The organism is Actinoplanes sp. CA-015351 (assembly GCF_050955685.1).
GTDB lineage: Bacteria > Actinomycetota > Actinomycetes > Mycobacteriales > Micromonosporaceae > Actinoplanes.
Map to the genome: position 1 here is coordinate 3,410,030 of NZ_CP192102.1, position 25,033 is coordinate 3,435,062.

General features: G+C 69.2%; 23 protein-coding genes. 12 read left to right on the forward strand and 11 right to left on the reverse strand.

From position 1 onward, the window contains the following. Nucleotides 1-56 precede the first annotated feature (56 nt). The 4 genes from ACQP2E_RS15385 (at nt 57) to ACQP2E_RS15400 (ending at nt 4,373) form a co-directional block, all read left to right on the forward strand. Nucleotides 57-503, forward strand: coding sequence for a MarR family winged helix-turn-helix transcriptional regulator (locus ACQP2E_RS15385; protein WP_433832148.1), 447 nt, complete (start codon nt 57-59; stop codon nt 501-503). Between the two features lie 191 nt (nt 504-694). Next, nucleotides 695-1,336: an ester cyclase gene (locus ACQP2E_RS15390; RefSeq protein WP_433832150.1), complete on the forward strand. Its 642-nt coding sequence runs from the start codon at nt 695-697 to the stop codon at nt 1,334-1,336. A gap of 43 nt (nt 1,337-1,379) precedes the next feature. Beyond that, complete coding sequence (locus ACQP2E_RS15395) at nt 1,380-3,464, forward strand: NACHT domain-containing protein (protein WP_433832152.1); 2,085 nt, start codon at nt 1,380-1,382, stop codon at nt 3,462-3,464. Between the two features lie 195 nt (nt 3,465-3,659). Further along, on the forward strand, nt 3,660-4,373 hold the full coding sequence (locus ACQP2E_RS15400; RefSeq protein ID WP_433832154.1) for an alpha/beta fold hydrolase: 714 nt from the start codon (nt 3,660-3,662) through the stop codon (nt 4,371-4,373). A 3-nt stretch (nt 4,374-4,376) separates the two neighbouring features. Here ACQP2E_RS15400 and ACQP2E_RS15405 read toward each other — a convergent pair whose 3' ends face one another. Next, nucleotides 4,377-4,928: a thymidine kinase gene (locus ACQP2E_RS15405; RefSeq protein ID WP_433832156.1), complete on the reverse strand. Its 552-nt coding sequence runs from the start codon at nt 4,926-4,928 to the stop codon at nt 4,377-4,379. Nucleotides 4,929-5,007: 79 nt separating this feature from the next. Here ACQP2E_RS15405 and ACQP2E_RS15410 point away from each other — a divergent pair, with 79 nt between their 5' ends. After that, the gene (locus ACQP2E_RS15410; RefSeq protein WP_433832158.1) at nt 5,008-5,697 is read left to right on the forward strand and encodes a class I SAM-dependent methyltransferase; all 690 of its coding nucleotides are present in this window, start codon (nt 5,008-5,010) and stop codon (nt 5,695-5,697) included. Here the strand turns inward: ACQP2E_RS15410 and ACQP2E_RS15415 are convergent. Both ACQP2E_RS15415 and ctaD read right to left on the reverse strand, forming a co-directional pair. Then, nucleotides 5,675-6,190: a DUF1990 family protein gene (locus ACQP2E_RS15415; RefSeq protein ID WP_433832160.1), complete on the reverse strand. Its 516-nt coding sequence runs from the start codon at nt 6,188-6,190 to the stop codon at nt 5,675-5,677. The two genes, ACQP2E_RS15410 and ACQP2E_RS15415, sit on opposite strands and share 23 nt — an antisense overlap. A gap of 874 nt (nt 6,191-7,064) precedes the next feature. Beyond that, nucleotides 7,065-8,822, reverse strand: coding sequence for an aa3-type cytochrome oxidase subunit I (gene ctaD / locus ACQP2E_RS15420; protein WP_433832162.1), 1,758 nt, complete (start codon nt 8,820-8,822; stop codon nt 7,065-7,067). Nucleotides 8,823-8,932: 110 nt separating this feature from the next. Between ctaD and ACQP2E_RS15425 the strand changes: the two genes are divergently transcribed. Next, nucleotides 8,933-9,220, forward strand: coding sequence for a DUF3040 domain-containing protein (locus tag ACQP2E_RS15425; protein ID WP_433832164.1), 288 nt, complete (start codon nt 8,933-8,935; stop codon nt 9,218-9,220). Here the strand turns inward: ACQP2E_RS15425 and ACQP2E_RS15430 are convergent. The 4 genes from ACQP2E_RS15430 to ACQP2E_RS15445 form a co-directional block, all read right to left on the reverse strand. Beyond that, complete coding sequence (locus tag ACQP2E_RS15430; RefSeq protein WP_433832166.1) at nt 9,194-9,751, reverse strand: cysteine hydrolase family protein; 558 nt, start codon at nt 9,749-9,751, stop codon at nt 9,194-9,196. The genes ACQP2E_RS15425 and ACQP2E_RS15430 overlap by 27 nt on opposite strands. Beyond that, nucleotides 9,748-10,677 carry a helix-turn-helix domain-containing protein gene (locus ACQP2E_RS15435; protein WP_433832168.1) on the reverse strand — a complete coding sequence of 310 codons (930 nt, stop codon included), beginning with the start codon at nt 10,675-10,677 and terminating at the stop codon, nt 9,748-9,750. The genes ACQP2E_RS15430 and ACQP2E_RS15435 overlap by 4 nt, the downstream gene beginning before the upstream one ends. Before the next feature lie 69 nt (nt 10,678-10,746). Further along, the gene (locus tag ACQP2E_RS15440; RefSeq protein WP_433832170.1) at nt 10,747-12,342 is read right to left on the reverse strand and encodes a methyl-accepting chemotaxis protein; all 1,596 of its coding nucleotides are present in this window, start codon (nt 12,340-12,342) and stop codon (nt 10,747-10,749) included. 79 nt (nt 12,343-12,421) lie between these two features. After that, a complete protein-coding gene (locus ACQP2E_RS15445) occupies nt 12,422-13,669 on the reverse strand; it encodes a serine hydrolase domain-containing protein (RefSeq protein ID WP_433832172.1) in 1,248 nt (415 codons plus the stop codon). A gap of 80 nt (nt 13,670-13,749) precedes the next feature. On the opposite strand from ACQP2E_RS15445, the gene ACQP2E_RS15450 reads away from it, so the two are divergent. Continuing rightward, nucleotides 13,750-15,027, forward strand: a complete 1,278-nt coding sequence (locus tag ACQP2E_RS15450) for an MFS transporter (protein WP_433832174.1) — start codon at nt 13,750-13,752, stop codon at nt 15,025-15,027. On the opposite strand, the gene ACQP2E_RS15455 is transcribed toward ACQP2E_RS15450, so the two are convergent. Next, on the reverse strand, nt 14,995-15,231 hold the full coding sequence (locus ACQP2E_RS15455; RefSeq protein ID WP_433832176.1) for a hypothetical protein: 237 nt from the start codon (nt 15,229-15,231) through the stop codon (nt 14,995-14,997). The two genes, ACQP2E_RS15450 and ACQP2E_RS15455, sit on opposite strands and share 33 nt — an antisense overlap. 95 nt (nt 15,232-15,326) lie before the next feature. After that, entirely contained in the window at nt 15,327-16,637 is a 1,311-nt protein-coding gene (locus tag ACQP2E_RS15460; protein ID WP_433832178.1) for an aspartate aminotransferase family protein, read from the reverse strand. 85 nt (nt 16,638-16,722) lie between these two features. On the opposite strand from ACQP2E_RS15460, the gene ACQP2E_RS15465 reads away from it, so the two are divergent. The 3 genes from ACQP2E_RS15465 (at nt 16,723) to ACQP2E_RS15475 (ending at nt 20,414) form a co-directional block, all read left to right on the forward strand. Then, entirely contained in the window at nt 16,723-17,613 is an 891-nt protein-coding gene (locus ACQP2E_RS15465) for a LysR family transcriptional regulator (protein ID WP_433832180.1), read from the forward strand. Nucleotides 17,614-18,865: 1,252 nt separating this feature from the next. Beyond that, nucleotides 18,866-19,237 (forward strand): YciI family protein, encoded by a 372-nt coding sequence (locus tag ACQP2E_RS15470; protein ID WP_433832182.1) that lies wholly within the window; start codon nt 18,866-18,868, stop codon nt 19,235-19,237. Nucleotides 19,238-19,256: 19 nt separating this feature from the next. Then, on the forward strand, nt 19,257-20,414 hold the full coding sequence (locus ACQP2E_RS15475) for an RNA polymerase sigma factor (protein ID WP_433832184.1): 1,158 nt from the start codon (nt 19,257-19,259) through the stop codon (nt 20,412-20,414). Here ACQP2E_RS15475 and ACQP2E_RS15480 read toward each other — a convergent pair. Then, a complete protein-coding gene (locus tag ACQP2E_RS15480; protein WP_433832186.1) occupies nt 20,381-21,268 on the reverse strand; it encodes a lysostaphin resistance A-like protein in 888 nt (295 codons plus the stop codon). The two genes, ACQP2E_RS15475 and ACQP2E_RS15480, sit on opposite strands and share 34 nt — an antisense overlap. Nucleotides 21,269-21,370: 102 nt before the next feature. Here ACQP2E_RS15480 and ACQP2E_RS15485 point away from each other — a divergent pair, with 102 nt between their 5' ends. Next, entirely contained in the window at nt 21,371-23,323 is a 1,953-nt protein-coding gene (locus tag ACQP2E_RS15485) for a sensor histidine kinase (protein WP_433832188.1), read from the forward strand. Between the two features lie 17 nt (nt 23,324-23,340). Continuing rightward, nucleotides 23,341-23,964, forward strand: coding sequence for a response regulator (locus ACQP2E_RS15490; protein WP_433832190.1), 624 nt, complete (start codon nt 23,341-23,343; stop codon nt 23,962-23,964). 868 nt (nt 23,965-24,832) lie between these two features. Here ACQP2E_RS15490 and ACQP2E_RS15495 read toward each other — a convergent pair. Beyond that, nucleotides 24,833-25,027 carry a hypothetical protein gene (locus tag ACQP2E_RS15495; RefSeq protein ID WP_433832192.1) on the reverse strand — a complete coding sequence of 65 codons (195 nt, stop codon included), beginning with the start codon at nt 25,025-25,027 and terminating at the stop codon, nt 24,833-24,835. Nucleotides 25,028-25,033 lie beyond the last annotated feature (6 nt).

A 25,033-nucleotide genomic window follows, 5' to 3' on the forward strand; every position in this document is an offset into this window, starting at 1 on the left:
CCGCGAAGGGCGAGAAAAAGATCGGGCAGGTGCAACGTTAGATGCATAATGAGGTTATGGAAAATCCGGGCGGGACGAGTCGTGGCTCACAGTTGCTGCCCGTGCTGGCTCGGCTGGTGCGTTTCCTGCGGCAGCTCGACAGCCCGGACAACCCGAGCGCGGTCTCCCTCGCCGTGCTGCGCCGCCTGGCGAACGATGGGCCCGGCCGGGTGACCGATCTGGCCCGGCTGGAGCGCGCCTCCCAGCCGGGGATGACCCAGCTGGTCGGCCGGATGGAGAAGGCCGGCCTGGTCCAGCGGGCGCCCGACCCCGCCGACGGCCGGGGCGTGCTGGTCGAGGTCACGCGGGAAGGGCGCGACGTGATCGCCCGGACGCACGCCCACTACGTTGCTACGCTCGATGAACTGTTCGGCCATCTGGAGGCCGAGGACAGCGAGGCCATCGTCCGCGCGATTCCCGCCCTGGAAAGACTTGCTCGGGTCGCCGAGGCGAGTCAGGACTGAGAACCGGGTATTGCCGCCATGTTGCGACATTGTTTTGCCTCGCATATGCGTACCCAAGAAGGCGTTTGACTGTGAATTTGCGGCCTTACATGCGGCGTCCTCTGTGGATATGGTGATCTCCGCCTGAGTTACAGGGGGTAACCACCAGGCGACGCCTCGGAGCCCCCTGCCCTTCCTGGAAGGACACACCCTTGTCTGAAACGCCGCTGTGGTTGCAGGGCCGGACGGCCGTCGTGGAAGCCGCCGACCCGGGCGAGTTCCGGCACGGCACGCCTGATTACCACCTGTCGCACGTCGTGATGCCGGAGCAGCGCAGCACCGACCATGCGCCCGGCTCGCTGGAGGCGATCGTCGAGTCGATCGTGCAGGTCTTCGAGATGGAGGTCTCGCACAAGAAGGACCCGGCGACGTGGGTCTCGATGGTCACCGAGCATTTCCGCACGAACATCAACGGTGGGCCGTGGGCGTCCGCGCAGGACATCGCCGACCAGGGCTCCTACAACGTCCTCATCGGAGACTCGCCGTTCTATGCGGTCGGCAAGGAGTCGTTCGACAGCCAGCACGACATCTTCCACGGCGCGTTTCCGAACGGGTTCTACTGGGAGGTTCTGCAGGTGCTCAGCCCGCCGCCGGTGGTGACGTTCAAATGGCGGCACTGGGGCGCGTTCGACGGTGAGTACCACGGCTACCAGCCGAACGGGAAGACCATCGAGATGTTCGGGATGAGCGTGGCCAAAGTGGACGACGACCTGAAGTTGCTGGAGGTCGAGCACTATTACGACCCGAACCAGTTCCTCAGCAAATTGACCGGCGGCTGCCCGATCGCGCACTGATCGCTCTTGTGGGCGGCGGCCCCGGCACGATATCGATGACATCGTGAAACGCGGCAGCCAACTCGTCCTGTCGGTTCTGGGCGTAGCGCTGCTCGGGGCCGCCACCAACATCGCCACCGGGGTGCTGCCGGAGACATGGGAGCCGTACCTCTGGCTGGCGTGGCCGGCGGCCGTCGTTCTCGTGATCACGCTCATCGTCGTCGAGCTGCGCGGACGCGATGAGCCGGCCGCCCCGGACGTCCGGCATCCGGAGGTGGCGCGCCGGATCCTGATCGATCGCGTCCGTCGTTATTGGATCGAGAACCTGCTGGAGCGGTCGCTGTACCAGGAGGCCCGGATCGAGCTGGACCTCACCGCCACCATCCACACCGGCGGGCACCCGTGGGACATCGCGGTGGCCCGTCCGGACGGTGCGGCCGTGGCTTTCCCGCCCGGCACCGGCATGGCCGTCATCTTCGACCGCCTCGACCGCAACGTGGTCATTCTCGGCGACCCGGGTTCCGGCAAGACGACAATGCTGCTGGAGCTGGCCCGCACGCTGCTGGAACGCGCCGATCAGGACCGGACCAGCCCGGTGCCGGTGGTTCTGCCGCTCGCTGCCTGGGCGACCCGCCGGCAACCGATCGCCGAGTGGATCGTCGAGCAGCTGACCGAGCAGTACCGGATGCCGCGTACGCTCGCCGCGGAGTGGGTGACCTCGCAAAACATCCTGCCGCTCTTCGACGGGCTGGACGAGGTCGCGGCCGAGCACCGCGACGCGTGCGCGACGGCGATCAACCGATTCCACGCCGATCACACGCTGGTCGGGAGTGCGCTGTGCTGCCGGGCTGACGAGTACCGGACCCTCAAGGCGCGGGTGGCCTACTACGGGACCGTGGTGATCGCGCCGCTCACCCGGCCGCAGCTGGAGGCGTACCTGGACCGGGCCGGCGACCGGCTCAGGCATGTGCGCGCGGCCCTGGACGCCGACGCGCAGCTGTGGGAACTGGCCGGGTCGCCGCTGCTGCTGAGCGTCATGATGCTTGCCTACGGTTCCGACCCGGTGCCCGGTCAGGCCGGGCGGCGCGGGCTGTACCAGCAGTACGTGCGGATCATGCTGCGCCGGCGGGCGGATCCACGCTATCCGGCCCGGCGTGCCGCCGGCTATCTGGCGGCGCTCGCCGAGAATCTGACGTCCGGCAGCCAGACCGTGGTGACGCTGGATTCGGTCACCGACGACTGGTCGGTCGACGTGCTGCTGTGGCAGCTCAACCGGCTCGCGAAGATCGTCGGCGTCATCGTCTCCATCGGGCTGTCCGCCGCGATCGGCGGGAACCTGCTCGGGGTTCCGGGAGCGTTCGGTGCGGCGGCGTTCGCGGCCCTGCTGATCCTGCCGTACTTCTACCGCAGGTTCGGTTACTCCGAGCTGGGCACTCTCGTCTTTCCGGAGGAGCGCCGGCGCAGCATCGAGGCCGATCTTCCGGCGCTGCCGAACGAGAGTCTGCCGAGCGCCGTGTTCAGCACATTCCTCTTCGGGCTCAGCATCCGGGAGCAGCGGCCACCGTTCCTGGCGGCCGGAGTGGCCGCGGCTGCCGGCCTGTTCCTCGGCGTGCGAAACTCGCTCGGGCTGGGGCTGATCTACGGGCTGGGCGCCGCGGCGATCGTGCTGCTGGCGAGCCTGGTCACGATGGAGGTGGGGTGGCGGCTCGTCGACCTGCCGCTGCGATCGGGCAGGGTGCGCACGGAGGTGCCGAGTCCACGCCTGCGAGCCTGCCTGCGTTATGCGAGCGGCGTGGCAGCGATGACCGGGGCGATCTGCGGCACGATCGCGGGCGCCGTGGCGTCGCTCGCGGAACTGCCCCGGACGTGGACCGGCGGACTCATCGTGACGACGACGTTTGTCGTCCTGATCTGCGGGATCATGTCCGGTGGCGGCACCCAGACGATCGAGCAGTACCTGATGCGTCGCGCGCTCGCGTACCGCCAGGTGGTGCCGCGCCCGTACCTGCCGTTCCTCGACTACATGGTCCAGTGCCTGCAGCTGCGGCAGGTCGGTGCGGACAGTTACATCTTCGTGCACCGCGAACTCATGGAGTTCCTCGCCGAGCACGCGAACAACGACATGGCGATCGGAGAGCTGCTGGCGTGACCTCGGCCGTTTGGGCTGTCATCGGCGATTGCGAGGGTTTAGGGTGGTGCGCCGGGGTCAGGCACGGGGTGTCCCGTTCCGGTGCGATGCCATCAGGCCGAACTTTCCGCTCCACACGACGTGACCTGTCGACGGAACGGCTGGAGAAGATAAATGGCGATTTTTGACGAATTAGCGGGAACTTTGGGCGGGCCGGTGGGGGACAAACCACCGCTCGTCTTTCTGCACGGGCTCACGTTCGACCGCCGGCAGTGGGCGCCGCTGCTGGCCGAGCTGCCCGGCCGCCGCGTCCTCACGCTCGACCTGCCCGGCCACGGCCAGTCGCCGAGCCAGTCCACCTATCGGATGACGGCCGTCGCCGATCTCGTGCAGCGTGCCGTCCTCGCCGCCGGGCTCGATTCACCGATCATTGTCGGTCACTCCGTCGGCGCCGTGATCGCCACGACCTTCGCCGCCCGGCACCCCGCGCGCGGCGTCGTCAACCTCGATCAGCCACTGCTGCCCGGCGACTTCGGCACGCTGATCAGGGACGCCGAGCCCGAGCTGCGCAGCCCCGCCTGGCGGCCGATCTGGGACAAACTACTCGACGGCATGGGCATCGACTCGCTGCCCACCGCCGCCTGGGCGCTCATCGAACGCACCTCACGCCCCCGCGCTGACCTGCTCCTCGGGTACTGGGAGGAGATCTTGCGCAGCACCGACGCGGAGATCCAGGAGGAGCGCCGCAAGGACCTGACGGTCCTTGCCGACCGGGAGATCAGCTACAGCTGGGTGACCACGTCACCGCCCAGCCCTGGGTACGCGGAATGGCTCCGGAGCGCCCTGCCGAAACTTGAGATCACGGTGCTGGAGGGTGGGCATTTTCCGCATCTCGCGTACCCAAAGCAGGTGGGTCTGATCTTGTCCTGATTGTCAGGGAAGGACGACGCAGCGGCGGCAGCGGGCCTCGTAGGTGTACGTGCCGTCGTCCGGCAACGCCGTGGACGGTGCCAGCTCCCGGATGAACGGTTTGCCGCTCTCCAGAACCTGCGTGTGGGTGGCGTCCAGTGAACGGCACACGTCACAGACCGCCCGTCGATAGATCACCTTTTCCGGGGCCAGTTCGAACAGTGCGCGTACCGGGGCGAACAGCTGGCCCCGGTGATCCAGGTCGATCCCGGCGACGACCACCTTGATGCCGGCCCGCACCGCGACACCCAGGACCGCGATGTCGTCGACGGTGAACATGTGGATCTCGTCGACGCCGATCACCTCGACGTCACCCTCGGCCGCGCCGGCCAGGCTGTTCACCTTGACGGTCTGCAGGCTTCCACCGGAACGCGAGGTGACAGCGGTGTCCCGCCCGTGCCGCGCCGACTGGTAGATGCGGTGCGGAATGCCGGCATGCTGAAGCGGCGACAGCAGGCTGATCATTTCCAGCGACTTGCCGCCCTTCATCGGGCCGACGATCAAGGTGAGATCCATGGCGAAGACCGTGCCACAGCCGGTCCGGGCCGATCGTGGCGGCCCCACCAGCTATGACATCACCCAGTAGGCTCGGCCCGTGTTCTCACCCCGCGGTCCGTCGCTGCGTGAACTCTGCGTGCAGGCGCTGTCGTCGGTCGAGCGTGGTTACGACCTGCTTGCCCCAAAATTCGACCACACCCCCTTTCGTACGCCTTCGTCGCTGCTCGACGCGACAGCGACTTATGTGAGCGGCCTCGGCCCATTCGGCAAAGGGCTGGACGTCTGCTGCGGCACCGGCGCCGGGCTGTCCGTGCTGCGGGATCTGTGCCCGGACGGGATCACCGGCGTCGACTTCAGCGCCGGCATGCTCGCCCAGGCGGGCCAGGCCTGCCCGGAGGCGACGCTGGTCAGGGCCGACGCCCGGGATCTGCCGTTCGACGGCGAGTTCGACCTGGCAGTGAGTTTCGGGGCGCTCGGCCATTTCCTGCCGTCCGAGCGACCCGCGCTCTTCGCCGGCGTGCACCGGGCGCTGCGCCCGGGCGGCGTGTTCGCGCTGCCCCTCGGGGAAGCGCCACCGGTCACCTCACCCTGGCACTGGGCCACCCTCGGCTTCGACACCGCGATGCGCCTGCGTAACGCGGTGATCCGCCCGCCGTTCGTGATGTATTACCGCACGACGCCCGTCGCGGCGGTGCAGCGCGACCTGACAGCGGCCGGCTTCACCGTCACGGTGGCGGTTCTGCCGGAGCCGCGGTGCCGGCTGCTCATCGCCCGGAAGCTGCCCTGACCGCTTTCACATAGCGGTCCGTCACGAACTCCTGGACCATGCGGGTGAACGGACCGCCGGCCCGCGCGAGAAGCGTGGCCGGCCGGCTGAACGCCCTGATCTGGACGCGGACGTCACCCGTCGCGGTCAGCTCGACCATGAACGCTTCCTCGCCACGCTCCGGATGCCCCGGCATAGTCCCGTAGGCGAACCCACGCCGGTTGCCGGTTTCGATCGTGTAGACGACCCGGCACGGGATCTTGAGGAACCCCGCGCGGGGTGTCACGACAGCGCCGTCCGCGGCTCTCGGGGTGCCGGCGCTGACCCGCAGCCCCGCGCCCCGGTGCATCTGCCAGCTGAACACCGCGTCGACGGCTTTCTCGAACACCGCCTGCCCGCTGCCGATCGAGACGTCACGCTCCACATGCGCGTACCCGGCCGGCATCCGGTCGTCGCGGGTCGCCCCGACCTCCGCATAGGTCAGGCCGGCAGCGCTCGCATCGTTCCCACCCACAAGACCAGCCTAGACGTCCCATCCAGTGTGTTGACTTAGGGTGCGATCCGCACCTGGTGTCGACACGCTCGCCTCGAAACGGCTGCTGCGTGTCGACTTCAGGTTCGCATCGCACCCCGCTTTGGGGCTGCGGCGGAGCCGCCCTGCAGAGCGGCGGTTCGAGGTCGCCGGCGACCTGCTTCGTCGCTCTGTATGTCGTGCCCGCGGCTCGCCTCGCCGTGACGATGAGAAACACTCCGCAGTCAGAAGCCTCAAAGACCGCGGAGTGGCCGCACGTCGAGAGGCGGCTCGACCGTTGTTGATCGCCGGCGCGCCGGCCCACGATGCCGCCCACTGAATTGGCTGGCTGTCACTGTTGCGTGGAGCGGGCCGAGGCAGCCGATCCGCGATCTTGGAAGCTCCTAGTTGCGGAGGGTTACGCGCTGTCAGGGCGAGGCAGGCCGGTAGCCGATGTATGAAGCATGGTGGGGCCTCCAGGCACCCTCAGTTTCCAAGATCGGCATGTGATGCCCGCGTGCACGGCACGCAGAGCGACAAAACACTCCGGTGAACCGCGCTCCGCGGAGCCGACTCCGCCACAGCCCGACAGCTCGACAGCTCGACAGCTCGACAGCGTGTTGATTTAGGGTTCGATTCGAACCTGGAGTCGACACGCAGCAGCCGTTTCGTCGCGTGCGTGTGGACATTGGGTGCGGATCGAACCCTAAATCAACACACCGCGCTGGGCTGGGCTGGGCTGGGCCGGGCCGCGCTGGGCTGGGCCGGGCCGCGCCGGGCCGCGCCGGGCTGGGCCGGGCTGGGCCGGGAACTTCGGCTGTGGGAACGCGTCAGGCGGCCGCCCGGATCGGGCAGCCGCCTGACGCAGGTGGGCGGGTCAGCGCTTCTTGCGGCCGCTGCGGTCTTCCTTGTAGGTGGCGCCGCCGTCGGACTCCGAGGTCAGCGGGCGGGCGCCGCCCTCGGGCGGGCCGGCCAGGGACTGCTCGCCGGCCGCCAGGTGCGGGAACTTCTCGTCGAAGGCGGGGCGCTCGGAGCGGATCCGGGGCATGTGGTCGAAGTTGCGCAGCGGGGGCGGGGTGGTGGTGGCCCACTCGAGGGAGTTGCCGTGACCCCACGGGTCGTTCGCGGTGACCACGACGCCGATCTTGTAGGACTTCCACACGTTGTAGACGAACGGCAGCGTGGCGATGCCGAGGATGAAGGAGCCGATCGAGGAGAACGTGTTCAGGAAGGTGAACCCGTCGGACGGCAGGTAGTCGGCGTACCGGCGGGGCATGCCCTTGGTGCCGAGCCAGTGCTGGACCAGGAACGTGCTGTGGAAGCCGATCATGGTGAGCCAGAAGTGAATCTTGGCGAGGCGTTCGTCCAGGTAGCGGCCGTACATCTTGGGGAACCAGAAGTAGATGCCGGAGAACACGGCGAACACGATGGTGCCGAAGAGCACGTAGTGGAAGTGCGCGATCACGAAGTACGAGTCGGAGACGTGGAAGTCGATCGGCGGGGCCGCCAGCAGCACGCCGGAGAGGCCGCCGAACAGGAACGTGACCATGAAGCCGACCGCCCACAGCATCGGCGACTCGAAGCTGATCTGGCCGCGCCACATGGTGCCGATCCAGACGAAGAACTTCATGCCCGTCGGTACGGCGATCATGAAGCTGAGGAAGCTGAAGAAGGGCAGCAGCACCTGGCCGGTGGCGAACATGTGGTGTGCCCACACGCTCATCGACAGCGCGCCGATCAGCAGGGTCGCGGCGACCAGGCCCTTGTAACCGAAGACCGGCTTGCGGCTGAAGACCGGCACCACTTCGGTGATGATGCCGAAGAACGGCAGCGCGATGATGTACACCTCGGGGTGACCGAAGAACCAGAAGAGGTGCTGCCAGAGCATCGGCCCGCCGGTCGCCGAGTCGAAGACGTGCGCGCCGAGCACCCGGTCGGCCGCCAGGGCGAACAGCGCCGCCGCCAGGAATGGGAAGACCATCACCGCGAGCAGCGCCGTGACCAGCATGTTCCAGCACATGATCGGCATCCGGAACATCGTCATGCCGGGCGCGCGCAGGGTCAGGATCGTGGTGATCAGGTTGACCGATCCGAGGATCGTGCCGAGGCCGGAGATCGCCAGGCCGACGACCCAGGCGTTGCCGCCGATGCCGGGCGAGTGCAGCGAGTCGCTCAGCGGCGAGTACGCGAACCAGCCGAAGTCGGCCGCGCCACCCGGTGTGATGAACCCGCTCATCGCGGTCAGCGTGCCGAACAGGTACAGCCAGTACGCGAACGCGTTCAGCCGGGGGAACGCCACGTCCGGCGCGCCGATCTGGATCGGTACGACGTAGTTGCCGTACGCGAACACGATCGGCGTCGCGAAGAACAGCAGCATCGCCGTGCCGTGCATGGTGAACAGCTGGTTGAACTGTTCCGGCGAGAGGATCTGCATGCCCGGGCGGGCCAGCTCCGCGCGCATCAGCAGCGCCATCAGGCCGCCGACCATGTAGAAGATCACCGAGGTGATCATGTACATGATGCCGATCTGCTTCGCATCAGTGGTGCGAATGATCCGGGCAAGGGCCGAACCCTTCACCTGCCGGCGTACCGCTCGGGGTCGTGTAACGGTCGGCCGTGGGGCGACGGTGGTCATGCAAGCTCCTCAGCTTGGCACACGAAGATCTCTAGCTCACCCCCTGTTATAGGCTTGTCTCACCGCATTTCGGGCTGGATCCCCGCATCCAGACCATTTCCTAGTCCCCGGTGGTAGTGCTTGTAGCCATGCTGGAGGAAAAGGATCGCCGCGCACTCGCGGAGATCGAGCAGCGGCTGGTCACCGGCGACCCGGCGTTCGCCCGCCGGATGCGCGCCCGGCGGGCCCCGCGCGACCGCCCGTTCCCGATCGTGCCGCTGCTGCTGGTGACCGTGTTCCTGGCGCTGCCGTTCGTCGGGTTGTTCCTCGGACCGACCGCGGCGCTGATCGTGGCCGACCTGGCCGCGGTGACGGTCGTCGTGGTGCTGGTGTTACGCCACCGCAGGGGAGACAGCTGACAGCCAGCTGCCGGCCGTGAGCACCTCGGCCTGTGCCGGGAAAACCCGCTCGGTCAGCACCGCGTGCACCTCGGGGTCGTTGTCGAGGCAGCCGTCGGCCAGCACGGTGATCTCGTAGTCCAGGTCGGCGGCCTGCCGCAGCGTGGACAGGACCACGCCGCTGGTGGCGATGCCGGTCAGCACCAGGTGTTCGATGCGCTGGGCGCGCAGCAGCATGTCCAGGTCGCTGCCGGCGAACGCGGACACCCGCCGCTTGGTGACGACGATGTCGCCAGGCTCCTGGGCGACCTCGGGGTGCACGTCGTTCGCGGCCGCCGGGATGTCGCGGCCGCGAAGCCCGCCGAACATCCGGTTGCGGGGGTCCACCTCGGGCGCTCCCGGCCGGAAACCCACCACCGGGTAGATCACCGGCAGGCCGGCCGCCCGGGCCCCGGCGATCACGGTACGCAGCCGGGGCAGATAGTCCGGGTCCGGGTAACGGGCCACCACGGCCAGCTGGACGTCCATCACGAGCAGTGCGGATTTTGTCATTCTGATCCTGTCGTCATAGCTGGTGCCCAGTTCGCGAGGAACTGCAGCGCTGCCGCCGAGGGCGACCCCGGTTCGGCGGTTCCTGCGGAAAGGCGCAGGCCCGGGTGGGTGGGCAGGGTCATCGACTCGAAGTCGACGGTCATCGGCCCGGCCACCGGATGATTGAAGTGCTTCACACCGGTGCGCCTGTGCCGTACGTCGTACTCGCTCCAAAGATCATGGAAAGCGGGGCTGGCCGCAGCGAGCTCGGCCACCAGGGAGGCCAGCCGATCGTCGCCGGGCTGGCGACCGGAAGTGGTGCGCAGCACCGCGACGGCATCGTGTGTGAGCAGCTCCCACTCGGGAAAGAACACCGGCGCGGACGGGTCGAGAAACAGGAACCGGGCCTGGTTGACCGGCCGATGCGGGCCGGCGAAAAGCGGGCCGGCGAAAAGCGGGCCGTCGAAAAGCGGGCCGTCGAAAAGCGGGCCGTCGAAAAGCGGGCCGTCGAAAAGCGCGCTGTCGAAGAGCGGCGCGAACAGGGCACGGCCGAGCGGATTGGCGGCCACGATGTCCAGGCGGCGGTTCCAGATGTATGCGGGCGTTGTGGTCATCGCATCGAGCAGGCGTTGCAGACCGGGCCGCACCGTGCTGGCCGGATCCGGCGCCGCCGGGGTCTGCACCAGGTCGAACAGGTGCTCGCGTTCGGCGTCGTTGAGCTGCAGCGCCCGGCAGACGGCTTCGAGGACCTCGGTGGAGTAACCGCGCGCGTTGCCGCGTTCCAGGCGCGTGTAGTACTCGACGCTGATCCCGGCCAGCTGCGCGACCTCCTCACGGCGCAGTCCCGCGACCCGGCGGTCACCGTGCCGGGGCAGCCCGGCCTGCTCGGGGGAGATCCGCGCGCGGCGCGACAGCAGGAAGTCCCGGATCTCGTCTCGGACAGTCACCGGCCCGACGATAGGCCGCGGTGATCATTCTTGGGAGGAACTGTCACTGCCTGTCAGATTCAAAAAGCGTCAGGTTCGGTACGCGGAAACCGTGGCTTGAAGATCAGCGGCCGTCCGAGCCAGCTCGGCAGCCGTCTTCCGGGTGTCCGACGCACCGGAGGTGACCTGCTGAGCGACCTGAGCGACCCCCGCGATGTTGTCGGCGATCGCGTGCGCGCCCTCGGCGGCCTGGCCGACGCTGCGGGCGATCTCGGCCGTCGTGGCGGTCTGCTCCTCCACCGCGGCGGCGATCGTCGTGGCGTAGTCGTTGATCGTGGCGATGACCTGGGCGATCTGCCCGATGGCGTGGACCGCGCCGTCGGACTCGGCCTGGATCGCCGCGACCTGGGCGGTGATCTCGCTGGTGGCCCGGGCGGTCTCCTGAGCCAGATCCTTGACCTCGGCGGCGACAACGGCGAAGCCCTTGCCCATCTCGCCGGCCCGCGCCGCCTCGATCGTGGCGTTCAGGGCGAGCAGGTTCGTCTGTTCGGCGATCGAGGTGATCAGCGCGACGACCGTGCTGATCTGGGTGGACGCCTCACCGAGCCGGGCCACGCTGGAGTTGGTGGTCTCGGCCGTGCGGGCCGCGTCGGCGGCGACGCCGGCTGCCTCGTTCGCGCTGTTGGCGATCTCCCGGATCGACACGCCCATCTCCTCGGCGCCGGCCGACACCGCCTGTACGCCGTCGGACACCCGCCCGGCCGACTCGGAGACCGTGCTGACCTGTGCGGACGTCTCCTTGGCGGAGACCGACAGTTCGGACGAGACGGCGGAGAGCTCCTCGGAGGCGGAGGCCAGGACGTCGGCGCTGTCGCGTACCCGGCCGACCATCTGGTCCATCGCCTCGGCGGTGTGGTTCAGGGCGTCGGCCATCTGGCCCACCTCGTCGTTGCCGGCGACGTCGGCGCGGGCGGTCAGGTCACCGTCGCGGATCCGGTGCAGCACGGCCACGCAGCGCGACAGCGGGCGTACGATCATCTGGCTCGTCGACACCGCCAGGGCCACGCCGATCAGCGCGCTGAGGCTCAGCATGATCGTGACCCGCCACTTGGTGGACTGGTACAGGCTCTCCGCGCTGCTCTCCTGCTCGGCGGTGCCCGCGACGGTCAGGTCGGCGAGGGCGGTGAGCTGGGTGCGTACCTCGGTCATGAGCGGGGCGATCTGCTCGGTGCGGACCGCGTTGACCTGGGTACGGGTGCCGGTCGCGGCCAGCGGCAGCAGAGTGTTCTCCAGAACGTCGCGATAGCTGGACCAGGCGGTACGGAACGCGGTGAGTGCACCGGCGGCTTCGGTGTCGATCGGGTACCCGTCGTAGGTGTCCGCGTATCCGTCGACGTCGTCCTCGGCGGCGGCCAGGGCCTCGGTCGCGGTGGTCCGGGCTGCGGTGTCGGTGGCGAGCAGGCCGTCGCTGACCGCCAGCCAGCTGCGGTTCACCGCGCTGCGCAGGTTGCCGATCGTCTCCAGTTCCAGGCTGTGCTGATAACCGGCCTTCACCTGGTCGTTGGTCTCACCGAGGCTGCCCATCGCGAACAGGCCGTCGGCGACGCCGAGCAGCGCGACGACCAGCACCGCGAACATGATCTTCGTGCCGACGCGCCGATCGGTCAGCCAGCGAGAACGGGTCACCGACTCACGTTCGCACTGCCAAGCGGACTTGATCCGGCTAACCGGAGAAATCGGCCCCGGCAGCCCTGTCCTGCCGGGGTCAGAGGTGCTGGGCCAGGACGTTTGCCACCTCGGCGCGCATGGGATCGGGGTTGGCCCAGCTCCAGTTCGGGTGGGCGCGGTTGGTCAGCAGCGCCAGGACCAGGCGATGTCCGGGATGGGCCAGCAGCGAGGTGCCGGTGAAGCCGGTGTGGCCGAACGTCGACGGCGTGGACAGCTTGCCCATGAACCAGGGCTGCCGCAGTGTCACCCCGAGGCCGTGGTCCGACGGTCTGCCGGGACGGTCCGGGTCGACCGCGGGCAGGCCCCTGTTCTGGTTGGTGAGCATCTGCTTCACGGTGGTCTCGGCCAGGATGCGCTTGCCGTTGTAGGTGCCGCCGTTCAGTAGCAGCTGACCGATGACCGCCACCTCGTGAGCGGTGCCGAAGATGCCGGCGCTGCCGATCACGCCACCCAGTCTGTTGGCGACGTCGTCGTGGACGATGCCGCGCAGCAGGCCTCGGGAGCTGCGCGCGTCGGTGGCGACCAGGCGCTTGGCCTGATCAGCTTTGGACAGCCACTTCAGCGGGGTGAAGCCGGTGGTGGACAGGCCGAGCGGGCCGGTGATGCCGATCTTGAGCGCTTTGTCGAGGCTGGTGCCGGTGGTCTTCTCGACCAGCTCGGCGGCGACCATCAGACCGGTGCTGGTGTAGCGGAACGTTCTGCCCGGTGTCGCACCGGCGACCAGGGGAGTGCCGAGGACGTTCTTCACATTCGCGCCGACCGGCAGGCCGCTGGTGTGGGTCAGCAGCATGCGTACCGTGACCTTGCTCTTGCCCTTGCCGGTGAATCCGGGGAGGTATTCGATCACGGGGGCGTCGAGGTCGACGGTGCCGCGCTCAACCTGCTGGAGCAGCAGGATCGCGGTGTAGACCTTGGTGAGGGAGGCCAGGTCGAAGATCGAGTCGGTGCGCATGCCCACGCGCTTGGCGGCGGGGAGTTCGATGGGGCCGGCCTTGTAGCGGAGGGCGTTCCCTACGGCGATCTTGGCGGCTACTTTGCCATCCTGAAGGACCACGGCTACGGCACCGGCGTAGGTGGGGTGCCGGGGGTTGGCTTTGGTGGTGGTGAGGTATTTCGTGAGGACGGTCTTCAGAGGAGCGGTGTAGTCGGCTTTTATCGCCGCAGCCTCGGGCAGCCTTTCCGATTTTTCGGAAAGGCTGGAAAAGCGCCGGGCGCTTGCGCTCTGACCGCACCCCGACACCAGCGCGACACCGGCGGCAGCACCCAGGATCCCTCGGCGACTCATCGGCACGGTGACCGATCCTGCCACACGCCTTCCGTTAATCGGGGCGCGAAACGTCCGATGTTTACTGCAGAATCCGGTTCATGTTGCGCCAAACCCTCCATGAAACCCTCCCTGAACGCCGCGAAGCACGCTGGCTACTGACCGGCGTTCTCGTCTCGTCGGTCGGGCGCGGCCTGACCCTGCCGTTCCTGTTCATCTATCTGACCGGGGTACGCGGATTCAGCGACGCCAGCGCGGGTTTCGCCATCGGCTGGTTCGGCGCGGTCCTGCTGATCTGTTCGCCGCTCGGCGGCACGCTGATGGACAGGTTCGGCACCCGCCGCGTGATGATCCCCGGGTTTCTGGCCCAGGCCGCCGGCACCGTGGTGCTGGCTCTGGCGGACCACCCGGCCGCCGTCGTCGCGGCGCTCGCGGTGATGGCCGCCGGTGGAGCGCCGACCTGGCCGGGCGGTGCCACGCTGCTCGCCTCGCTGACCGCTGACCACGAGCGGCAGCGCACGTTCGGGCTGCAGTTCATGCTGATCAACCTGGGTATCGGCGTCGGCGGCCTGATCGCCGGCGCGATCGTGGACACCAGCCGGCCGGCCACGTTCCAAGCGGTCTACCTGGTCGACGCGGTGACCTATCTGGTGCCGGCCGCGATCCTGCTGCTCCTGCGCGGTGTCGGGCACGCCCCGCCGCAGCGCGCTCTTGGCGAGCAGGAGCGCGGCGGCTATCTGACCGTCCTGCGCAACCGGCCGTTCCGGCGGCTGCTGCTGTTCGCGCTCTTCCTCAGTACCTGCGGTTACGCACAGATCGAGGTCGGTTTCGCCGCTTATTCCGTACGCGTCGCCGAAGTGTCCCCGAAGATCGTCGCCTGGGCACTCGCCGCCAACACGGTGACGATCGTGGCCGCCCAGCTCCTGGTGGTGAAACGCCTCGAAGGCCGCAGCCGGACCAGCGCCCTGAGCCTGGTCGGCGTCGTCTTCGCCACGTCATGGGTGATCCTCGGCGTCGGCGGGCTGGCCGGCGGCGGATCACTTGTCGCGGCGCTCTGCGTGATCGCCTGCGCGGCCGTGTTCGCCTGCGGGGAGACGCTGCTGCAACCGGTCATGCCGGCCGTGACGAACGTGCTCGCCTCCGACGAGCTGCGAGCGCGGTACAACGCCTCGACCACGATGCTGATGGGCATCAGCTCGGTGATCGGGCCGGTGACCGCGGGCCCGTTGATCGGCGCCGGACAGGGAACGATCTGGGTGGTTGCGATGGTCGTCGGATGCCTGCTGGCGTCGCTGCTGGCGTTGTCGTTGCGGCCGCTGCTGTCCGCCGCGGAGGACGGCCGGGCATCACGCCGCGTTGGCGCTGATCCAGCCGTATAGCACCGCGGCAAGCACGAGGATAAGCAGGAAGGCGAAGCGCATCAGCGCGAAGAACGCGCCGTTCGCCTTCTTGCGTGCGCCCGCCAGGTCGGTGCCCTTGGCCTTCTTGTATCCGGCGCGAGCGCCCTTGTTGCCGTCGATCAGGCGAGCCAGTCGCATCCCGATGAAGAGCGCGATGGCTGCACCGAGGATGAATCCACCCATCCCAGGCCTCCCCTGTGGCTCGATCATCAGCCTTGCGCCCAGCCATCACGGGTGTCAATGCACCGTTGGGGTACGTGTCGCCAAACGGACAGCCGTCAGGTGAATCTGGGCGCCACGTCGCCGATCGCCTGGTCGAGGATCTCCAGGCCGAGATCCAGCTCCTCGGTCGTCGACGTCAGCGCCGGCGCGATCCGGAAAACACCGCCCATGCCGGGCAGCTGCACCACGTTCATGTGCAGGCCCAGTTCCAGGCAGCGCTGCGTGACCGCCGCGCCCATCTCGTCCGCCGGTCGCTTGCTCTGGCGATCGAGCACCAGCTCCAGCCCCACCAGCAGACCCCGGCCGCGCACGTCCCCGACCACGGCGTGCCGGTCCGCGATCTCGATCAAACCCTTCCTTGTGTACGCCCCCAGCAGGGCAGCCTGCTTGTCCAGCTGATCGGCCTCCAATACATCGAGGACGGTGTTACCGACCGCGGCCACGAGAGGGTCGGAGACGTGGGTGGTGAAGAACAGGTATCCCCGCTCGTGCGCGGTCTGCTCGATCTCCGGGCTCGTCACCACCGCGGCGAGCGGAAGGCCGGCGCCGAGCGTCTTCGAGAGCGTGAGGATGTCGGGCACCACGTTGTCCCGCTGGAACGCGTACCACTCGCCGGTGCGGCACAGGCCGGTCTGCGCCTCGTCGAGGATCAGCAGGCCGCCGCGCTCGTGCACCTTGTCGCGCAGCGCCGCCAGGTATCCGGGCGGCAGGTCGATCACCCCGCCGGAGCTGAGGATCGGTTCGACGATGCAGGCGGCGAGGCTGCCCACCGACTGGGCGTCGAAGAGTTCGAACGAGAACTCCAGCTGCCGCCGCCAGTCGAGTTCCCCGTCCGGTGTGGTGAAGTCCGGCCGATAGGCGTTGGGGGTGGGGATGGCGAAGTTCCCGGGGGCCGCCGGACCGTACCCCTTGCGCCCTGAGCTGTAGGTGGCGCTCGCCGCCGCCTGCGTCATGCCGTGCCACGACCGGCCGAAGGAGATGACCTCGTGGCGCCCGGTGACGAGTTTCGCCATCCGGATCGCCGCCTCGTTGGACTCGGCGCCGGTGGTGAGCAGCAGGACCTTGCTCAGCGGCTCGGGCAGCGACTCGGCGAGCCGGCGGGCCAAGTCGACCACCGGGCGGCTGAGCATGCCGCTGAACAGGTGGTCGAGGGTGGCGGCCTGCCGCTGGATGGTGGCGACGACCGCCGGATGCGAATGCCCGAGGATGGCGCTCATCTGCCCGGACGTGAAGTCGAGCAGGCGGCGGCCGCCGGCGGTGTGGACGAAGCTGCCCTCGGCACGCTCGATGATCTCTGGGACGAATCGTCCCGCCCCGATGTAGCGGACCAGGTGACGCTCGGCGTCGGACCAGAAGTTGTCAGCCATGAATCGACGCTAAATGCCGATCGCTGGGAGCGTCCATCTCACATTTCTCAAGGCTCTGTTAAGCAAACCAGTACAGTCGCTGACCGTGCCCCTCAATCCGTGGCGGTTGCGCCTGCTGGCCGACCTGGCGACGTACGGCACGGTCCGCGCTGTGGCGCAGCGCGGCAACCTGAGCCCGTCCGCGGTGTCCCAGCAGCTGGCCACGCTGGAGCGGGAGACGCGTACCGCGCTGATCGAACGCACCGGCCGCCGGGTCCGGCTCACCGCCGCCGGGGTGCTGCTGGCCGGCCGGGCCCGGGAGATCCTGGCCGCCATGGACGCCGCCGAGGCGGAGCTGCGCGGCCTGGCCGACGAGCCGGCCGGCACCGTCACGGTCGCCGCGTTCCAGAGCGCGGTCCACGCCCTGGCCGAACCGGCGGTGGCGCATCTGGCGGCCCGGCATCCGGACGTCTCCGTGGTCCTGCTGGAGCTGGAGCCGCACGAGAGCATGCCGGCCCTGCGCCGCGGCGACGTCGACCTCATCATCACGACGGCCGACTTCGCCGGCGCCGAGCTGGACCCGGCGATCGACCTGGTCCCGCTCGGCGAGGACGCGATCGTGCTGGTCCTGCCCGCGGAGCATCCCTTGGCCGGCGCCGAGGCGGTGACCCTGGAGTCCTGCGCCGACCAGCGGTGGAGCTTCGACGTGGCCGGCTCGTACATGTCCGAGCTGGCCACGAGGCTGTGCCGGGAGGCGGGATTCGAGCCCACGGTGATCTGCCGGTTCAACAACTACATGCTGGCGTTGCAGCACGTGGAGAACGGCCGCTCGATCGCCCTGCTCCCGAAACTGGCGGTGGACCCGCGTTACCGGGTGGCGACCAGGCCGTTGAGCCCGCCGCTGACCCGCCGGATCACCGCGGCGGTCCGCCGCCCGTCCACCCCACGCCCCGAGGTCACCGCGGTGCTGACCGCGTTGCGTACCCGCGAGGCCTGACCAGCGCCGCCGCAGCCGCCGGTTAGCTGCGATCTTGGCAAGCTCCGCCCGCATTTCGACCCCTCGACTTTCGCCATTTGCGCGGAGCCCGTAGGTCACGGGTCGTCCGGTGCGGCGCGGGTCAGGCAGTTTCGTGGCACGGGCCTCAGATATTTGCGGCTTTGTTCTGGCCGGCCAGAACGCAGGATTCACTGGTGCCGGATGGCCTGAGATGCCCGAATCTCGTAGAGGAACCACGCCGGCACCGGCTCGATGACCGGCTGCGCTGCGCACCAGCCGGACCAGTCGGGCCGGTCGGGGCCTGTCGCGCGGCGAAGCCTGTCGCAGGGTGGGTCAGGTCGCACGTAATGCCATCGTGTGCCCGGGTCAACGCCCTGGCCGTGGTGAGGTCACACGGACCGCGACTGTGCGACCCCGGCTACGCCCCACCGAGCGTGCGTGCGCTTCCGTCCACGCGTCACGTAGCTCCGAGCCCACGGTGGGCCGTCACCCCGGTTCTCGTAGCCGACCGTGATCAGCCGGCTCTCCGCGCCACATCGGCATGCTGAACTGGCGAAACTCGAGCGACCCGAGCTCGCCAAGATCTGCCAGGGTTGCGGATCGGCGCGTTGACAAATAGCCCGGGCCTCTCCGTTTGCCCGCTGAGATCCCGAGTCACGGACTACGGATCTTGGAGTCGTCGCGGCGAGCCGTAGCTCAGACGCGTAATCCGGGCCCCAGAACAGGTCTGGACTACGGCTCAGGCCATCGAGCCGTAGTCCAGACCTGTAATTCGGGTGCGAAAACCTATCTGAGCTACGGCTCGCCCGCGACAACCCCGCCACCAAGCAAGCGGCACCGGCCGGCCCGGGGTCGGCCGGCGCTTGCGGTCGCTGACAGGTCTCCACCACGACCACGAGCAACAGCTGAGCAACCGTGGTGTTCAGCCGGACGCCGGCTGTCGCGTATGGCTGCCGGCTGTCGGGTACGGCGACCATGGCGTACAGCCGTTCGGGCCGGGCCGTCGGCCTCTCAAGAAATCCGGCAGCCGGCCGCGATGGGTGGGGCGCGCTGCGGCCTGGAGTGGGCATGGGTGGTCGCGGCCGGGGGCTGACGGGCGGCGTGGTTGCGGTTGGGGCGCCCCGGACGCGTACCGAAAAGGAGCGGAAGCAGGCCGCTGAGGGTGACCGAAAGATTTTGTGGGGCGGGATGTCAAGGTGGGACGGATGGCTCCGACCACCGGGCGAAGGTTCTCTCACGTGAGGAGTGAGTCATGAAGTTCGTCATCAGCATGATTATCAATCCGGCGCTGCTGGAGGCGTTGACCGACGAGGAGCAGGCGGCTATCGGTGCCGGCCACGAGGCGTTCATCGCGGGGCTGAAGGAGTCCGGCGAGCTGATCACCACGCTCGCTCTGATCGATCCGTCGCAGGCCGCCGTGGTCACCGTGCGCAACGGGCAGACGGTGGCGACCGACGGGCCGTTCGTGGAGGCTAAGGAGTTCCTGGGCGGCTTCTACCTGGTCGACTGCGAGAGCCGGGAACGGGCGATCGAGCTGGCGGCGCGGATCCCGGACGCGAAGATCGAGGGGTTGGGCGTCGAGGTACGCCAGGTGATGTTCGCGGACGGGTCGCTGGAAGCGTGACCACGGTTTCGGGCGCGGTGTGACGGCCCACGCCTTCGAGGACCTGCTGCGGGAGATCACGCCGCAGGTCCTCGGCGCGCTGGTGCGGCGGTACGGCCAGTTCGACGGCGCTGAGGACGCGGTGCAGGAGGCCGTGGTCGCGGCGGCCGTGCAGTGGCCGGCTGAGGGGGTCCCGGACAATCCGCGCGGCTGGCTCATGACTGTCGCGTCCCGGCGGCTCATCGACCGCATCCGCAGCGACCAGGCACGCCGTGAGCGGGAAGAAGCGTTCCGGGTGGAGCAGCCGGACATTCCGGACACCGACGACACCCTGGAGTTGCTCTTCCTCTGCTGCCATCCGGCCCTGACCCCGGCGTCGCAGATGACGCTCACCCTGCGGGCCGTCGGCGGGCTGACCACCGCGGAGATCGCCCGTGCGTTCCTGGTGCCGGAGGCGACGATGGCGGCGCGGATCAGCCGGTCGAAGCAGAAGATCAAGGGGAGCGCCTTCGCCGTCGACGTCAGGCGGCTTCCGGTCGTGCTGCACGTGATCTACTTGATCTTCAACGAGGGGTACACCGCGGTGGACCGGGTCGACCTGGCCCGGGAGGCGATCCGGCTGGCCCGGCTGGTCCACGCACAGCTGCCGAAGGACGGCGAGGTCACCGGCCTGCTGGCACTGATGCTGCTCACCGACGCGCGCCGGGCCGCGCGGGTGACGCCGAGCGGTGACCTCGTTCCGCTGGACGAGCAGGACCGCTCCCGGTGGGACCGCGCCATGATCACCGAGGGTCTTCAGCTGGCCCGGACGTCGCTCGGCGCGGAGGCGCTGGGGCCCTATCAGATTCAGGCCGCGATCGCGGCCACGCACGCTGACGAGGGCCCGACCAACTGGCGGCAGGTGTACGCCCTCTACCTGATCCTGGAACGCCTCGCGCCCAACCCGATGGTGCGGCTGAACCGGGCCGTGGCGCTCGCCGAGATCGACGGGCCGGCCGCCGGTCTGGCGCTGCTGGCGACCCTCGACGACGACCCGCGGCTGGCGGGCCATCATCGGTTGCTCTCGGTGCGGGCGCACCTGCTGGAGAGGACCGGCGACACGGCCGCGGCTCTGCGGTGCTACCGCGAGGCGGCCAAGGGTACGGCCAACGCGGCTGAGCGGCGTTATCTGGAGGCCAGGGCCGCGAGGCTGCGATAGGCGTTCGTCCCTCGCTCGCGACGGCGGGTCAGCCAGAGGATCACGGCTGCGTACGCCAGGATCATCGCGACGTCGATGGCCGCCATCGACCAGGGCAGGTCGGCGGCGGTCTCGTCGATGGTCAGCTGGCCGAACGCGGCGGCTACCACGCTGCCCAGCAGGTTGTTGCAGACGTGCAGGGCGATCGCCGCCTCCAGGCCGCCGGTGCGGATCGTCAGCCAGCCCGTCACGACGCCGAAGATGAACAGGTCGGCGAAGCCCCACGGGGTGCCCCAGCCGTGCAGCGCGCCGAAGATGACGGCCTGCGGGAGGATCGCCACCCACGGGCTGCGGAACCAGGCGCCGACGCTCTGCAACAGCCAGCCACGGCAGACGTACTCCTCGGCGGCGGCCTGCACCGGGACCACGAGCAGCAGAACGATCGTTGCGGTCGCGAACGGGCCCCAGCCCGCGAAGTCAGTGGCGTCGTCGGGGGAGGAGCCGGGCAGCGAGGCCAGGAACGCCACCGACAGCACGGCCACCGCCGCCACGCCGAGGCAGATCAGCAGCCAGCGGATGCGCAGCCGCCCGGCGACCGACGACAGCGTCCCGGCCGGGCGGCGCTGGAACCAGCGGGCCGCCAGCAGCGTCGCCGGTAGGAACACCGCGATCATTGCGAACGCCACCGCCAGGTCGGTGAGCGGCCCGAAGCTCGGGAACCCGTCGACCTCGGGCTTGCCGGCGATCTCGGCGGCAAGCGTGACCATCAGATAGCCGCCGTTACCCACCACCAGTCCGGTGACGACGATGAACAGAGTGCCGAGAAGGGTGCGCCACCAGGAAGCGGGCCGGGCCAGGTGATGGTAGGAAGTCATGGGCCAAATCCTGTCCGCGCGGGCACCTCCCGGACATCTGGCCGCGGTCGGAAACCGGCCCCTAACCATGGATAGAGAAGCGGCCTCTACTGTGGGGCCACCATGTGGATCCTGCCCGCCCTGCTCGCCGCCGCACAGATCGTTTTCTGGCCGGTTCTACCGCTGCTGCGCGGCGATCCGGTGCCGGCCGGAGCCGCCGTGGCGGTCGTCGCCGCGACCCTGGTGACCGGCGCCGGGCTGGGCTTGCGCCGGGAACGCCCGCTGCCGGCCCTCGCGGTCGTGGCCGCCGGCATCACCGGGGCGACCCTGGCCGCGCCGGACGGGCATTACCTGTTCGTCGAGGGTGACGCCATCACGATCATCGCGGTCGCCGACATGATCGCGCTCTTCAGCGTCGCCGTCCGGGAACCGGCCCGCACCACGCTGCTGTCCGTCGCCGGCCTGGCGATCTGGCAATCGGTGGTCACCTGGGAGGGAGTGTTCGGTTCGATCATCATGGCCGGTGTCTACGTCGTCGTCGCCGCACTCGGCCGGGTCCGCGGCAGGTGGAACTCCGACCGTGCCGCGGCCGCCCGCCGCCTCGAAGCCGCTCGCCAGGCACACCGCGAGGCCGCCGACGCCGAACGGCACCGCCTCGCCCGTGAACTCCACGACCTGACCGCCCATCACCTCACATCCGTGGTGGTCAACGCGCAGGCCGCGCAACTGCTCGGCGATCAGCGCCCGGAACTGCGGGACGAGGCGTTGCGGTTCGCCGCGCGTACCGGCCGGGACACCCTCGGTGCGCTGCGCCGCCTCGTCACCATCATGCCGGCCGGCTCGGAGGCCGACGAGACCGTGCCGATGCTGTCCGATCTGGCCCAGGACTTCAGCACCCTCGGCCAGCAGGTCACGCTCAGCCTCCCGGACGGCGAGCCACCCGCCGACATCGCCGAGGCGATGCATGGCATCGCGCGCGAGGCGCTCACCAACACCCTGCGTTACGCGCCCGGCGGTTCGGTCACGCTCCATTTCGGGTACGCGGAAGCCGGCGCTGAGCTGCTCGTCGAGGACCGTGGCCCGGGCGCGGGCACGGCCGGGGCGACAGGGCTGGGCGGTGGACGCGGCGTCACCGGGATGCGGGAGCGGGCGGCGGCACTGGGCGGGACTTTGCGGGCGGGTCCGCGTACCCAAGGGGGTTGGGTTGTCAGCGCGCAGGTGCCGCGCGGCGTTCCCGGCGCCGCTGGCCGCCGGTTCCTAAGGCTGGCGGCCAGTCGCGGCGTGCTCGACACGGGGTTGATTCTGCTGGTCCTGCTGCTGCCGCTCGGCGGCCTGGCCTCGGAGGTGCTGCCGGCGACGGTGTGGTGGCCGGTGCTGGTGGCGATGGTCGTGCACGCGGCGCCGCTGTGGTGGCGTCGGCGTTTTCCCTGGCAGGTGCTCGGCGTGGTGATCGCGACGGCGTGGCTCGGCCCGCTGCTGTACTTCACCGGTGTCGTGTCCCAGGACCTCGGATGGCTGTTTTTGTTCAGCGCCGGCGCGGAGCTGGTCGCGGTGCACGCCGCCGGTGATCGCGGTGGGCGGCCCGGTCTGACCTGGATCGCGCCGGCGGTGACGGTGTTCTCGGTGCTGGCGCTCGCCACGATGATGGGATCAGGCTCGGCGGGTTTTCTTGATTTCGTGCTGCTCACCGCCGCTTTCACGATTCTTGTCGGTGTGGTGCTTGCTCCGGTGATGTTCGCGTCCTGGTGGTCCGGTGTCGCCACCCGGCGGCGCCGTGAGCTGCGCCGGAACCGTGAGGAAGGCGGGGTGGCGCTGGCGATGGCCGGCGCCGAGACTCAGGCGCTCGCCGAGCGGATCCGGATCGCGGACGGGCTGCGCGCGGAGGTTCTCCGGCATGCTGCGGAGCTGCCGGCGGCTGCTGAACGTGGCGATTTGAACGCTGTGCTGGGCGCGGCACGGCAGGCTCTCACCGCCATGCGATCGTTGCTCGACGGGATGTCTTCGTCGTCTTCGTCGTCGTCTTCTGCGTTGTCGTCTTCTGCGTCGGGGGTGCCGTCATCACTGTCCGGGTCCTGATCGTCGACGACCAGCTGATGGTCCGTGCCGGTCTCTGCGCCATCGTCGGCTCGCAGCCTGATTTCGAGGTGGTGGGGGAGGCCGGCGACGGCGCGGCCGGTGTCGGCCTGGCCGCGTCGCTGGAGCCGGACGTGGTGCTGATGGACGTGCGGATGCCGGGCGTCGACGGCATCACGGCGACGGCCCGGCTGACCGCCGGACCGCGGCCGCCTCGGGTCCTGGTGCTGACCACGTTCCACCAGGACGCCTATGTGTTCCAGGCGCTGCGGGCCGGTGCGTCGGGGTTCCTGCTCAAGGACGCCGAGCCTGCTGAGCTGGTGGCCGCGATCCGCACGGTGGCGTCCGGCGAGGCCATGCTGAGCCCGGCGGTCACCCGTCGCCTGATCGACGCGTTCGCCGCGGGGGCGATCAGCGAGGCGGCCGCGCCGGATCCGCGTCTGGATACGTTGACGCCCCGCGAGAGGGAGGTGCTGATGGCGATCGCCCAGGGCCGTTCGAACGCCGAGATCGCCGAGGATTTGGGCATCGGCACCGGAACGGTGAAGACGCACGTGAACGCCCTACTGGCCAAACTAGGCGTCCGAGACCGGGTCCAGGCCACGATCGTCGCCTACGACCTGGGCCTGGTCCGCCCTCGCTGACCACCCAGCAGCAAGCCCGCTGGCGTTCGCCGAGGCGGCAGATCTTGTGACGTTGCGCCGCCCTCGAGTTTCGCCATTTTGGCGTTCGTGTTCCGCAGGTCGACGCTGCTGGCCCGTTTCGTCCCGCTCTGCGGGGCGGTGAACGCGGTGAGCGCACGCGCAGGTGTTGTGTGTGAGTTCACCGCCCTCAAGCGCGCCGAGACAACCGTGAGAGCCAGCCCGTTCAACCGGCTGGCCGTCACTGCTGTCTCAAACGCTCGAAGCAGCAGTGACAGCCAGCTGGACTGAATCTTGAGCATCGCCCCGCCCCGGCGGGATACCTGATTCCGTTCCGGAGCGTCTTGACCTGCGGAACACCCAACGCGAAATGGCGAAACTCGAGCGCCGCCCGGCCAACCCGAAACTCACCGCGTCGCCGGGGCCCCGGTGCTCATCACCGAGTCGCCGGGGTCCCGTGGCTCATCACCGCGTCGCCGGGGCCCGGCGACTCCGCAGCGAGAGCCAGCCACTGCCGATCTCGCCGACCAGCTAACGCTCGGCCTCGCCCCCGCGAGCCGTAGCCCAGACCCGGAATGAGCGGGCCATACCGTGCCTCACCTACGGCTGACGCCGCTCGGCCGTAGCCCAGACCCGTAACAGCGTGCCAATAACGTGCCGGAACGACGGCTCGCCCCTCCCACGCACCCGGCGGCGCGCCCGCCGGGAGCGCCGCAGCGAGGCCCGGCATCCGGGTATGCCGTAATGCGGCACGGCCTCGAGCTGCCGCCGGCCACGGTACGGCCAGGGCCACGCAGGCAGCGTGAGCGGCGCAACGGCCCGAACGCGCGCCCACTCCGCCCCGGGAGCCGGAGCCGGGGCGGGGGCGGTGTCAGGTGGGGTCTTCGGTGACGGTGGGGCGGGTGAAGAGGGTTGTCGCGATGGCGGTGACGGTGGCGGCGATGGCTACCCGGACCCAGAAGTGCTGCAGGGGGCTGTCGGCGAACTGGTCGGAGCGGGCCATCAGCGTCAGCGCCAGGTGCACCGGAAGTGGGATCAGGATGTAGGCAATCCAGGGCTTCAACATGGGAAG